Origin of the sequence: Salmonella sp. SJTUF14076, assembly GCF_015534835.1 — a bacterium.
Lineage (GTDB): Bacteria > Pseudomonadota > Gammaproteobacteria > Enterobacterales > Enterobacteriaceae > Salmonella > Salmonella enterica.
Genome location: NZ_CP064674.1, coordinates 662,275 through 674,156, shown reverse-complemented (window position 1 = coordinate 674,156; position 11,882 = coordinate 662,275). Strand labels below are relative to the sequence as shown.

Below are 11,882 nucleotides of genomic sequence, written 5' to 3'. Positions count from 1 at the left end.
TTTTATGCTCCCACCGTATACCACTGGCCATTCACTTTAAGCTGTAACAGGCGTCGTTGGACCCTGTCTGGTGTATCGTTCCAGTCTCCATTCTCAACACCTGTAATGACGTAACCTAACTGGTCTGCAAATCCGGGCGAACGATATAAGTTTCCATGCTCAACGGCACCGAATCGAATTGACTGAACATACCCACTTAGCATGTCAGTTGTAGCAAGGAATACACCAGAACCATCATCATGAAGCATAAATGGCTTTGTTTTGTCGTTCTGGTACACACCGACCATGGTGATGTATTGTCGTAACGGTCTGCCTGCAATATACGCACTCAACCAGCCAGGCCCGCTGCCTGTGCCCCATATATCGCCGTAAACATCGCCGTTTTTGTTGAATATCGCATTTCCGGCCTGCAAATTTTCAGCAGCTGCGATAACACCGAGTCGGGTGCTGATATATGCCCGGATAGCCAGGTCTTCTGAGTTCTGAAATCCGATACCATTCCATGACTTAATGTTCAGATTGTTACCATTAAAACCTGCACCATCAACGTCACCTTTAGCCATCCCACCAGTGCCATCCCCAACCGTAACCAGGGTATCGCCACGCATATTTGGAGCAGAAATCCCCCCCGTAAAGGCGCCCCCCTCCAGCATCGCCACATGACGCCATGAGGTAATACCTGCTCCTGTACCGTGACCAAACAATACGTTATTGCCACTGACTGCAAGAACATCCACAACAGTGGTCGGACTTACCACCTCGCTAAGGGTAATAATTTGCCAGAAACTTACCTGGTCTGGCGCATCAGGTGCCTGATGTGCGCGCATAAACTGACAGCCTGTAGCCGCCCTGGCACCAATTGATGTTCGGTCAATTGCGTCACTGACAAATGTTCCCGCGAGGAACCTGCCATCACCTTTGAAAAGCACATTTCCCAGTCCAATATTTTGAACAAACAGAGGTTTATCAGGAATATCCGATCCGTTCCTGTCTTTCGCTAGTCGTGCTGCGGCATTATCCATAGCAATCTTGACTGCTTTCGGCGTAGCGGCCTGTTCTTCACTGGTGCTGTCTGTCGCGCTGCTTAACTGAGTGAACCCCTTCGCGCTGGTAGTGGCGTCCGGATGATTACGGGATTGCTCATGTTTTCTCAGCGCATCGCTGGCCTGCTGCTCATTCAGTGTCCCTTTCGGGCGTAAATCCGTAATATTGCCGTTTTCATCAATACCCGCCACCGCAAACACATAATGCTGTACGCCGTTTTGCACATAATCCGCCAGGTTGTCAGCAACCGTAATACGGGACTGCACACCCCACACGCTGGTAAGCGTTCCTGTCCAGCATACATCCAGCCAGACTTTGACTGGCCTGGTTGTCACGGTAATATTCAGGTTTTCTGCAAGCGTTGTGCGCAGACCTGCCACATAGCCGGTACCTTTGGTCACATAAAACTGATTCCCGCTTTTCCCGACCAGATAGCCGTCCCCAAAAAACGCCGCCGCCCCGAAGATGTCGATATTTTCCAGGCGCTGGCGCTCGTCCATTCCGGCCATACGCGCGGTAAAGTCAATCTGCCAGGTCTCAGCAGGCGTATTAATTCCGGTTTCAGCCTGTGCGCCGTTATATTCCATCAGAAACGAGCGTGTAAGCACGTTCCCCTGTTGCCCTTCAGCTGTTTTAAGTTTTTGCTGTAATGGCGCATGAACAATCATTGCCAGCGTACCGCTGGCCTTATTAATCAGACCAATCCAGTTAAAGGAAAAATCCCCCACATCAGCCCCCAGTACGACGGAATGCACCACAGCGTTGTCATTCACCACGCCCTTACGGCTGACGGCCTGCCGGTGAACAATCTGTTCAGCCGGTGGCAGGGTTTCATTGCGGTCAACCGGCTGATCCGGGTCAAGTGCCGGCACATTAGCGAACACAAATTCATCCAGCAGAACAGGCTCCCCCGTGGTGCCCTGCTGCGCTTTCCACTGTTCAAATGCCAGTGTAATTGCTGTCTGTGACATATAATCCCCTTATAACCCTGCGCTGTATGTCGCGTTGTTGGTTTCCGTACCGCTCAGTGCTGCCGGATAAACCACATATTCCCCCTGATCCCATCCCGCCCGGATAGTCAGCCGTTCGGACGTGATCACTTCAAACTGGTAACGGCGGCATGTCCGCCCGTACTGCCGGATAATCTGGATCATCAGCTGCGTGTTAGTTGCAATCTGGCTGTCCGTGACGCGAACCTGAATCACATCCCAGTCAATACCCGGCTGGCGCTCCATCAGTTCAACGTACCCGATCCCCAGACGCTCAAAGATACTGATAAATCCCTCAACAGAACCGGCGTCACGCGCATTCACGAAGGCATACGCCACACGCCTGCGGAACAGTTCCAGCGGCTCCCCGTCAAAGCGGGAAATGTCCCGGTCATACGCCAGCAGGTTAAGTAACGCCGGTGTACAGGTCAGCGGATCAAACTGGTTCAGTGGCCACGTCACCCAGACGTACACCTCCGCCCAGAATCGCCGCGCCGTTTGCAGCAGTTTTCGCGGCTCTCCCCTGTCCATCCAGGAGGGAAGTACCATTCCGGCCAGTTTTTTCATGAACTCATTCATTCTCAATACTCACCACAAGCGATTTCAGGCGCGGCACATTCAGCTCACTGGCAATGTCATCCAGCGAAAAATTCAGCGATTCTGTTACCGGAAAATTTTTATGGATTTCGCGCCCCAGCTGCGAGAAGGAGAACCGTGAATACGGCCACGTCCTTCTGACGTCATAGTCCGTATTTTCCCGGAAGGCGCACCGGATCAGGTTTTCAATACCGTCCTTCAGGCGCTTCTGTTCATCATCACTGATGTTGTTCAGGTTCCTGACCCAGACAGTGACCACCAGATCGTGCAGGGTTTCCGGCATGGCATAACACTGCATATCGTCCCCGTGGCCGTGATGCCCCTGCGTGTTGATATAGTCATTCACGGCATCCACAAACGGCGCAGAAGCCACGCCGCTGTCCAGCAATAAATAGGCGTTGGCTGTCCCCGGCCCCCTCGGTGCTTCGTGCTCAAAGAAAATCCGGTCAATGCTCAGTCCGGCAACACCGGCTATCATCGACCGGTACACCGCGTCCGTATGGTAGTTGCCCACCAGGTTAAACTGGTTACGGCAACGCTCACGCAGTTCATCATCGCTTTCCTCATCCGCGCCCGGTACGGTCAGCCAGTTTTCTTCACTGGCCACATGGCTGATGCCGTCCACGGCCACCGGCAGAATGCGGTAATATCCCGGCGCAAGGTTATATGCGCCGCCCGTTCCCGTTGCCTTTACCGGCAGCAGTGCGCTGGCGGTACCGGAGGCAATCACCACATCTTCCGTGATGGCCAGTTCATACACCCTGCCGTTAATACGTTCTGTCTGTATCACCGTTCCGGCCTTCACCGTCACCACGGCGCTGGCGTCTTCCTTGTAAAAACGGATAACGCCCTGTGCAGCGCTGGCGGGCTTCGGCGTGATATTCACCGCCCATGCCAGCAGCCGTAACATGCTTCCACTGGCCGTGGCCACAAACATATTGGCCAGTACGGTGGAGATCAGAACCTCCTTCAGCCACATCACCGGCGCGGTTACAATGGCCGTGACCAGTCGCCAGAACGGAGACATACGGGAGGTATTCGTGATAATCCCCTCCTCCGTCGCAATGGCATTAAAGCGATCGCGAATCTCTTCTTCCGTCACCGGCATACCGCTGGCTTTCACCACCTCTTCAAAGTCAACCTGTGGCTTTTCCGTCATAAATCCACCTGTACCGATATTCCGCCAAAGTCATAAGTACTGGCCGTGATCCACAACCGTGTCCGGCTTTCTTCACCGATTTCCACCGTCCCCGGAACGATGCGCTCATCATCTTCAATCAGCAATTCCATACGGGTAAAAATATCTGCCCGCATGGTCGGGCTTCTCTCGGCGATTAATTCTGTCGCCAGACCGCTTTCAATAATGGAATGAATAATGTCCTGCCCGATACTTTTACGGTTATTACATAATTCAGGTTCATTACCGGTATTCAGGACAAAGTCATTCCCCTGAATTAATAAATCAACATACAGGATTTCATTCATACGCCCAGCTCCTGAAACTCCATTAACTGCCCCGGCGTTATCATTTCTTTTGGATAGATATTGACAGTATTAATTTTCCGGCTGTTATCCGTTACAGCCCTTGAGTTATTACTGACAGATTTACTGATACCACCTTTATCAATACCTTTTAGCTCGCCACCTGTAGATAAACTATTTACTGTTAATGGTGGCGAAGAGGTTTCATTAGCCATTGAGATATCAACGCCGGGTATTTTATTTAGCTTCTCAACAATCCAGTTCCACGATTTCAGAAAACCACCTTTAACGGACTGCCAGACATTATCAAACATGGATACAATACCCGACGCCAGTCCACTTAATGCCTGTGAGGGTGAAAACCCTGTTAATAGCGCAATAAAACTGTTCCATCCTTCACTGATAAATTGCCACGCTGTGGAAAACACCCCGGCCAGCCACGCCACCACCCTGGCACATGCCTGAAACGCGGATGTTTCCATAACAGCCGCTTTCACCGTATCCCAGTGTTTAATCAGCAACCAACAACCCGCCGCAAGCAACGCTATCGCCCCGATCACAAGCAAGACCGGCCAGCTCATAAAATTAATGGCAGTGCCTGTCATAATAGCTTGCATACGGAGTGCAAGAAGAATGCCTCGCAATGATTTCATTACATTAGCCCACGCCAGCTTTGCTTTTGTGTTAAGCCACGTCCAGGCCGTATCGATTTTAGTAACCGCTGTAAGTAACTTCCATACCCCCTTCCAACCCATCATGATGAACTTTGAAACTCCCATGACGATATTGGCTACAGCGCCCACTGCCGCAAACCCCAGCAAAGCCATAGCGGCATAGCCGATAACACGGGCAATGTTGGGAAATAGCTGCATCCATCTGGCAAATGTCTGTCCCATATCCGCCAGACGGTTCAGCACCGGATACAATACCGGGATTAGTGTCAGCCCTATTACGGTCTGAATAGCTTTCAGGATTTGTACAAACCGATCCCACGGTTTCACCAGTTTACTGGCCATCTCCTGCGTACGTTTCAGACCGTCAGATCCGCCCAGTTCGGTGATGTTCCTCTGGAGAAGCGCCACATTACCGTAAAGGTGTTTGACCACAGCCGAACTGTCACCGAATGCCGCATCCAGTTCCGCCTGGGCTTTCAGATTCCCTTCCAGGCTCTTGCCGTATTTGCCCTGCAATTTAATCAGCATCTCAGGCATGGACAGCATTTTGCCGGTGGCATCCGTAAAGGACAGCCCCAGCTTTTTACCGCCCTCAATGGCTCCGGTCATGAAGCCTTCGTAAGCGCTGCTGGCTTCCGTTCCCAGCGTGCGGTTAAGCTGCCCCAGTACGGCCAGCTGTTCATCCAGTCCGACGCCGTAGTTGGTACCGACGCCCCGCGCCCCTTCCATCAGGTCTTTGATAGTGCCCATTTCAGTACCGAAGACCTTGCGCATATACACCATTTTTCCGGCCAGCTGCTCAGCGAACTGAACCTTGCCCAGACGCTCCGCATCGGCGGAAAAATTACCAAACATCTGCCCCATAAATTCCGCCGTTTCTGCGGCGGTGGATTTCAGGGCAAACGCCAGGGTATTAGCAACTTTTGTCACTTTCGGCAGTTCATTACCGGTCAGCCCGGCAATGGCGGAATTAATACTTTCAGTGGACTGAACAAATTCCACCGCACTGGCGCCATAAGTTGTACTGAAGCGCAGCGCATCCCGCTGTACGGCCTTTAATGCCTGATCATCAATCCCTTTTGATGCTGCATCATTCAGCGCATCATACATTTCAATTGCCGGTGATAACGCACCCCGTATGGCCATTCCTGTACCCGCTAAAGCCAGCACACCACCGCCAATCTGCATAAAGGCCGCTTTTGATTTTTCCGCAAAGCCGGTGACGCTGCTCTGTGCCTGTTTTAACGGGCGGGACAACTTATCAATCAGGCTTAATGTAAAATCTAACTGTTTCATTCTGTGCCTTTAAATGCTTTAGCCACACCATTGGCCACAGCAATTCCTGTATATTCCCAGTGACGATTATCCAGCCAGATAGCGGCGGCAATATCGTCAACGGAATCCTGACCATGTGGTAAATAATGACGGCGAAGTATTAAATATTGTTCGAGTCCGTTCTGTTCAATTGCCCGGACTCGCTTTGTCAGTTTTTTACTTCAATTTCCAGTTCAGGGGCGTAAATATCATTAACCTTACTGACAAGCTGAAGCGCAGCGCCCGGACGTTTTAATATTTCAGCTAAAGCTTCCTTGCTTTCCGTTGCAACAATACGCATCAGGTAGTTATGCGCAGGCGCCACTTTATTGTCCATTGCCATTTCATTAATAAACTTGTTATAGGCGGTCTGATTTGGTTCAAAAACAATATCAGTCCCACAGACACACAGTTTAATTTTTTCCATAAATAATATTCTCTCTTAAATTAATTTCATCAACCAGCGTGTTATGACGTGCAGCACACTTCCCGTATAACTCCAGATAAAGTGTCAGTAATTCCGCCGCATCTTTTCCCTGCGTGCCATTCAGGCGCGGCAGCTGCGTGACGCATTTAGTTTTCAGGTTTTCCTGATAACGCACGTTCGGTACTGGCGGCGGCGTCGTTGTACATGCGGACAAAGTCGTCAGACAGGCACACGTTAGTAAACACCGGCTTAACCACCTCCGTACGAATTTCACGCGGCGGTGCATTTTTCAAAGCCTCCAGTTGTTTTTCCAGTTTTCGCCCGGATTCACTGGCCATGCTTGCCAGCCTTTCCCCGGTAGCGCTGGCTGACCGGCTGATGGCCAGATCGATACTGTCACGCTGCCAGTTAGCCGCCTTCCACCCTGACCAGAAGGCCAGAACAACCGTCATAAGCCAGCCCGCCACCACACGATCCATCAGCGAACCCCGTCATGCTCCAGACTGAAATGATTACCATCCGGCCTGGATTTGAAGCGCCCGCCCCAGCTGCCGCCCAGTGACTCCCAGTATTCGCCCAGCGGCAGGTAATCCTCTGTGCGGGTCTGGTACTGGCCGTTAACAAACAGGTTAAAATCCACTGCCAGACGCCGTGTATGCAGACTGTTGGTAATACCGCTGCCCTTTTTCGCGTTCAGCGCCGCCTGTTCCGGCGTGCGGTAAGCCTCCCCGAACGTCAGCCGGTAGCCGTGTTCTTCTGCCCAGTGGATCAGATTTGCCACCATAACGGTAAACAGCTGCTGTTTTTCACTCAGTGTCATTTGTCAGCCCCTTTCCCCAGAAAACCGATCCCTTTCTTACGTAGCCAGGCTTCAACACCATTAAGGCCAAGAATCCCCAACGCTGAACCAATGCCGGCAAGCGCAAGCGGATGGATATCCGGTACGAAGTAAAGCGCCACCCCTGCCGCTACTGATAACGCGCTTCCCACAATGACACGCCCCAGAACCAGACGTGCCGTGATCGGCTCGTCACTGTTCAGCATCTTGCCCAGGGCAATCAGCGCCCCCATAATTGCCAGCGCAATAAACCCTTTTTCGTAGTCCTGCATCCCTTTTCCTTACCCGATCAGATTTTCCGTAGCTTCCGCTTCCAGATACGGAACCCCGTTGATGTTGACGAACTTCGGACTGGTCACGAAGTATTTAATTTTGTGCGTGGATACGCTGCCGCCTTTTGGATCAATATCCAGCAGATTGCTTAACTGCAATTTATTGCCGAACGTCTCGACCTTCACTTCTTCACTGCCAGCTTTGGCGTAGAAAAGAAAATCCAGCGGTTCAATACCTCGCCACGAACCTGCGGCGCGGGCTTTGGCTGTCAGTACCTGAAGCACTTTAGAACTGACTTCAATTTCTCCCTCTGCGGCCACATCACCATCAACATGGCCGTCCGGCACACCACGTGTCTGGGCGGCGGCGCTGTTATCCGTGATATCCAGCGAAATTTTTTCTATATGGATCAGTTCACCATCGATGTAGGCATCAAATGACATGCCTGAAATACGTTTGGTCATGCTGCGGCCTCCAGACTGGCATCCAGTAACAGGCTGATAGTGATTTGCAGCGGCACTTCATACGTGCGTACCACAATGTAAATATCCACCGCCTTCTTGCTCTTCCAGACAATAGAGACATCTCCATCCTGCGGCGGCTTCACCTCTCCCGGAAACGACACACCGTTAATGTTGGCCGCCGTGGACATTTCGCGCAGTGGGCGGGCAAACAACGTCTGGTGTGCCGCGATGCTGCCCGGCGTACTGTTCAGCGAACGATCGGCAATTTTACCGATAGCCAGCAGGCGGACACGACGGGCGGCCTTGTCCACAATACGTAGCGTCTCAATGGACTGATAATCCCCCCCTTCCACATCCAGCGTACGTCCGTCAGCCCAGTAAAAACCGTCATAATCCGGATACCACATCGGCACGCTGTAGCGCTGCGCTTCCAGCGCTTTAAGGGTGGCCAGCTCCAGTGTTTTCCCGGTGCCATCTTCCGGTAGTTCATCGCTGCCCAGATTAAGTAGCGCCCCGGTTTTCACCCTCGCCGGGCTGTCAGCCACCGTCACCGCCCGGTTACACAGGCGACCGGCCAGCACGCCCGGTTCATTCCCCCACAGACGCGGAACCAGCTGAACCGCTTTCTCTGCAATACCCTGCTGAAGGGTGGACAGACGTTTCAGATAATCCGCCTGGGCTTCATCCTCCTGCATTCCCTGAACCGCCAGGATGAACCACACCCAGCGCCCGTATTGCGCAATCAGTTCAGATCGCAGCGTTGCCGCCTGGTTAATCTGTTCTTTTGCCGCCACATCATCCGACAGCACCACACCTTCCACCGAGCAGGAAACCTGTGCAGCTTTGACGGCATCCACCCACGCGCCCGGCTCACTGTCTGCGGCCAGTACATGAACAAATCCCCACCAGTTCTGGCCGGCGTTCGCCATTGCCGCCAGTACATCACTTTTTAACGGGCTGCTCCCCTCACCCAGTAGCGCGTTAAAGTCACTCTGTGCGTTAACAGCCAGCGTTTTACCCACATTTTTGGTACCCGTACCGATAAACAGCAACGTGCGCTCCACCTCATTGGTTTCACCCAGTAGCTGGTTTACCTGGTTAACGGTCACGGTTGGCCAGGTCATGTTTTCCCCTTAATATCCTGCGCCTTTACATTCCAGCCAAAGCCTATAGCCTGAAGCTGACGCGCCAGCGCTTTATCAAATTCATCGTCATTCATGCCCAGAAATACGCGGGCAGGAAGATCCACTGTCCAGCTGGTTTTCGCTGCTTTACCACTCAGCTTTCGAATCAGTAATCCGGCCTGGCTGTATGGTATCGTCCGCGTGATATCGCCCAGCGTGGGCTTTTTCCAGCGTTTTCCGGTTCTCACCCGATATCCCAGCGCACGCAGTTTTTTAGCCTGGGCAGGTGTCGCCATTTTTCCGGCGTCCGCCTTACGTGGCTGACTGCTGCGGCTGACCTTTACCCGCATTCCGTTTTGTTGCGCATAACCTACGGTTCCTGCCGGAACCGGCGCTTCCCCGTTCCGGTACCCGCCGCCCTGCAAATAGATCCGTACGGCCTGAATCTCAGGCATTTCGCGGATATGAAGCAGCTTTGGCAGGTTACGCAGCATCTTCCCTTTGCGTTTTGTCTTACGTCCCGGCCATTTCTGGCCGTCCGGGGATTCCTGATTACGAACATGTCTTTTTGCAGCAGCAATCACGCCATATTTCGCCAGACGCCAGATCAGCCGCTGGCGCTTCTGCGGTGGCAACTCCATACTGGCCAGTGCCTTACGTAATTCAGTCAGCTGTTTTTTATTCAGCTCGCCACCGGCTATCATATTTCCCCGCTCACCGGCGCCCCGGTTTCATCCACACTGAAAATGCTGGCAGTTAACGCCGTCCAGATTTCAGGATCTGCCAGTGACCAGCGTTCACCACGCCACGGAATAGCCCCGTTTTCGTCCTGCCTGATCACCAGTTCTTCCACCATCGGAACGGTCAGCACCACAGTGGCGGTTTCCTCATCTTCCACCGACACATCCCAGTCAGGTTCGGCTTCACTCAGCCCGACTTCATCCAGCAGGTCTCTGTCTGCATCGTCCAGCCACGCCGCCAGTAAGGACATAAGTAACTGCGGCGGACACAGGCGATAGGGAAAACGCGCCCAGCTCAGAACTGCGTCATACCGAATAACCGCCTGGCGATATTGCCCCAGTCCGTAATCCTTCGCGGCGGGGATGAACTTCATTTCATCCAGTACGCTGTCAAATGATTGCATCGCCCGCGGCGGAACGTTCTCCTGAAAAAAAGCGGTCAGGCTTTGGATCTGCGTCTGGCTCATACTTTTTTCACCGTTGCCCGTTTAAGCCCCTTCATGCGACGGATCACCACGGACGCCTCAGCCAGTAACCCGGCCCGTGTCTCCTGGCTTTCCTGCCCCGGATGGCTATCACGTCGTCCGATAGTGGCGAACTCACCCAACAGATCCGCTTTTGCCCTGGCAAAAACGGCTTTCATATACTGAGCGCACAGGCTGTTAAGTCCGCCCATCTTTACACCCGGCACATCTGCCGCCAACGTATGGCCTTTCGCTTTCCAGCTGGCCTCCACGTTTTCCAGCTCGGCATTCACCTCCGCGACAGCGGCAAGCAGCGCCTGGCTGATGGTGTCAGCGTCAATATCTGGCGGTAGTGACCGCTGCACCTGAAAATCCTTCAGATTCAGATCCGGCCAGAAACCATTATTGGCCAGCGGCTCGTCCTGATAATCCAGCGGTGTTCCACTAAACATAAATCCCCCGAAAAAGGCGGACTGACCGGTTTCCACGGCGCAATGACACACAAGGTGTTTTGCCCTCCACCGCGTCCGCCTGGCTTGCGGTAGTCTTTAAAGCTGAACCGTGGTCAGTTCACTCTCATCAAACCAGGAATCTACAGCCCGGCCATCAGCAGCACGATAATGAAGCAAGTATTGATTGGCGAAAGTGGCGTACTCAGCACGCGCCTTCACATACCCATCTTCACCACTGATCGCCACTCGCACAGCCTGATTTAATTCGTATTTAAATTTGATACCTTCCATCCTTTAGGCTCCGTTTTCGAGGCGTCGAATACGGGCGGCAATGGTCTGCCGTGCTGTTCTGACGCCAATTTTTGAGTAGTGTTTTTCAGCAATGGCCAGCAACTGATCGGCTTTTTCCAGCGTTTCAATATCATCCACACCCGCAGCAGTTTGCTGGCCATCCTCATTACGCAGCAGCTCCAGCCCCGCAAATTTGTACCACTTGGCTGTTACCTGCTCATGCAGTCGCCATACCCCTGCCACACGTTCAAACGTACGGGAGAAATACGGCTCAATACTTTCTCCGCGCCCGGCGCTTTCCTGCGCCCATGCCAGCATCGTATCGGCCACAAACGTGGGAAAATTGCTGCGTAACTGATCCGGTGTGGCCTGTTGCTGACTGATTGCGATATCAGCCCATTCCAGCGCCTGATCCAGCTCGCCCACGTCAAACAGCCAGATAACACACCAGGCAAATACCGGATTGGCGTACACCTGCTTGCTTTCCAGATACGCTTCAACAGTCGGTACCCAGCGCGGCAGCAACACATCCCTTTTAAACTCAATGCGATCCGCGATTGTCGGCAGGCTGCGTACGTGTTCCACATCCGTTTCCAGCGCTTTGACCAGAAGGTGCATACTTTCCGTGGTTTCCAGCGCCTGGCTTCGCTTCAGCTTTTGTTCCATCGCAATGCGCTGGCTGTGACGCTGCGCGGGAGAAAGTGCCATT

The 11,882-nt window shown here is 52.9% G+C and carries 17 protein-coding genes and 2 pseudogenes; all 19 read right to left on the bottom strand.

The annotated features are described in order from the left end of the window. Nucleotides 1-2: 2 nt before the first annotated feature. Nucleotides 3-1,004: pseudogene (locus HU143_RS24385) on the bottom strand (phage tail protein); the annotation flags it as partial. Nucleotides 1,005-1,049: 45 nt separating this feature from the next. Further along, nucleotides 1,050-2,015 (bottom strand): annotated as a pseudogene (locus tag HU143_RS24380) (phage tail protein); the annotation flags it as partial. Between the two features lie 9 nt (nt 2,016-2,024). Beyond that, nucleotides 2,025-2,612 carry a phage tail protein gene (locus tag HU143_RS03270; RefSeq protein ID WP_001001827.1) on the bottom strand — a complete coding sequence of 196 codons (588 nt, stop codon included), beginning with the start codon at nt 2,610-2,612 and terminating at the stop codon, nt 2,025-2,027. Next, nucleotides 2,605-3,789: a baseplate J/gp47 family protein gene (locus HU143_RS03265; protein ID WP_000136922.1), complete on the bottom strand. Its 1,185-nt coding sequence runs from the start codon at nt 3,787-3,789 to the stop codon at nt 2,605-2,607. The genes HU143_RS03270 and HU143_RS03265 overlap by 8 nt, the downstream gene beginning before the upstream one ends. Continuing rightward, on the bottom strand, nt 3,786-4,115 hold the full coding sequence (locus HU143_RS03260; protein ID WP_001002797.1) for a DUF2590 family protein: 330 nt from the start codon (nt 4,113-4,115) through the stop codon (nt 3,786-3,788). Before HU143_RS03260 ends, HU143_RS03265 begins: the two co-directional genes overlap by 4 nt. Then, nucleotides 4,112-6,082 carry a phage tail tape measure protein gene (locus HU143_RS03255; RefSeq protein ID WP_051129153.1) on the bottom strand — a complete coding sequence of 657 codons (1,971 nt, stop codon included), beginning with the start codon at nt 6,080-6,082 and terminating at the stop codon, nt 4,112-4,114. Before HU143_RS03255 ends, HU143_RS03260 begins: the two co-directional genes overlap by 4 nt. After that, nucleotides 6,079-6,162, bottom strand: coding sequence for a DUF6890 family protein (locus tag HU143_RS24780; protein WP_371357790.1), 84 nt, complete (start codon nt 6,160-6,162; stop codon nt 6,079-6,081). Before HU143_RS24780 ends, HU143_RS03255 begins: the two co-directional genes overlap by 4 nt. A gap of 107 nt (nt 6,163-6,269) precedes the next feature. Further along, nucleotides 6,270-6,527, bottom strand: coding sequence for a putative phage tail assembly chaperone (locus HU143_RS03250; RefSeq protein ID WP_000411340.1), 258 nt, complete (start codon nt 6,525-6,527; stop codon nt 6,270-6,272). Then, entirely contained in the window at nt 6,514-6,702 is a 189-nt protein-coding gene (locus HU143_RS24375) for a hypothetical protein (RefSeq protein WP_001270304.1), read from the bottom strand. Before HU143_RS24375 ends, HU143_RS03250 begins: the two co-directional genes overlap by 14 nt. Continuing rightward, nucleotides 6,674-7,006 carry a hypothetical protein gene (locus tag HU143_RS03245; protein WP_000376374.1) on the bottom strand — a complete coding sequence of 111 codons (333 nt, stop codon included), beginning with the start codon at nt 7,004-7,006 and terminating at the stop codon, nt 6,674-6,676. The genes HU143_RS24375 and HU143_RS03245 overlap by 29 nt, the downstream gene beginning before the upstream one ends. Further along, nucleotides 7,006-7,347, bottom strand: coding sequence for a M15 family metallopeptidase (locus HU143_RS03240; protein ID WP_000175560.1), 342 nt, complete (start codon nt 7,345-7,347; stop codon nt 7,006-7,008). The genes HU143_RS03245 and HU143_RS03240 overlap by 1 nt, the downstream gene beginning before the upstream one ends. Continuing rightward, nucleotides 7,344-7,637: a phage holin family protein gene (locus HU143_RS03235; RefSeq protein ID WP_001154425.1), complete on the bottom strand. Its 294-nt coding sequence runs from the start codon at nt 7,635-7,637 to the stop codon at nt 7,344-7,346. Before HU143_RS03235 ends, HU143_RS03240 begins: the two co-directional genes overlap by 4 nt. Nucleotides 7,638-7,646: 9 nt before the next feature. Continuing rightward, nucleotides 7,647-8,102: a phage protein gene (locus tag HU143_RS03230; RefSeq protein WP_000166743.1), complete on the bottom strand. Its 456-nt coding sequence runs from the start codon at nt 8,100-8,102 to the stop codon at nt 7,647-7,649. Further along, a complete protein-coding gene (locus tag HU143_RS03225; RefSeq protein ID WP_000220205.1) occupies nt 8,099-9,226 on the bottom strand; it encodes a DUF2586 domain-containing protein in 1,128 nt (375 codons plus the stop codon). Before HU143_RS03225 ends, HU143_RS03230 begins: the two co-directional genes overlap by 4 nt. Next, nucleotides 9,223-9,930 (bottom strand): hypothetical protein, encoded by a 708-nt coding sequence (locus HU143_RS03220; protein ID WP_000560081.1) that lies wholly within the window; start codon nt 9,928-9,930, stop codon nt 9,223-9,225. Before HU143_RS03220 ends, HU143_RS03225 begins: the two co-directional genes overlap by 4 nt. Next, entirely contained in the window at nt 9,927-10,433 is a 507-nt protein-coding gene (locus tag HU143_RS03215) for a phage tail protein (RefSeq protein WP_000084220.1), read from the bottom strand. Before HU143_RS03215 ends, HU143_RS03220 begins: the two co-directional genes overlap by 4 nt. Beyond that, the gene (locus HU143_RS03210) at nt 10,430-10,882 is read right to left on the bottom strand and encodes a head completion/stabilization protein (protein ID WP_023181179.1); all 453 of its coding nucleotides are present in this window, start codon (nt 10,880-10,882) and stop codon (nt 10,430-10,432) included. The genes HU143_RS03215 and HU143_RS03210 overlap by 4 nt, the downstream gene beginning before the upstream one ends. 96 nt (nt 10,883-10,978) lie before the next feature. Beyond that, entirely contained in the window at nt 10,979-11,173 is a 195-nt protein-coding gene (locus HU143_RS03205; protein WP_000398492.1) for a hypothetical protein, read from the bottom strand. 3 nt (nt 11,174-11,176) lie between these two features. After that, nucleotides 11,177-11,881, bottom strand: a complete 705-nt coding sequence (gpM, locus tag HU143_RS03200; protein ID WP_001218534.1) for a phage terminase small subunit — start codon at nt 11,879-11,881, stop codon at nt 11,177-11,179. Between the last annotated feature and the right edge of the window lies 1 nt (nt 11,882).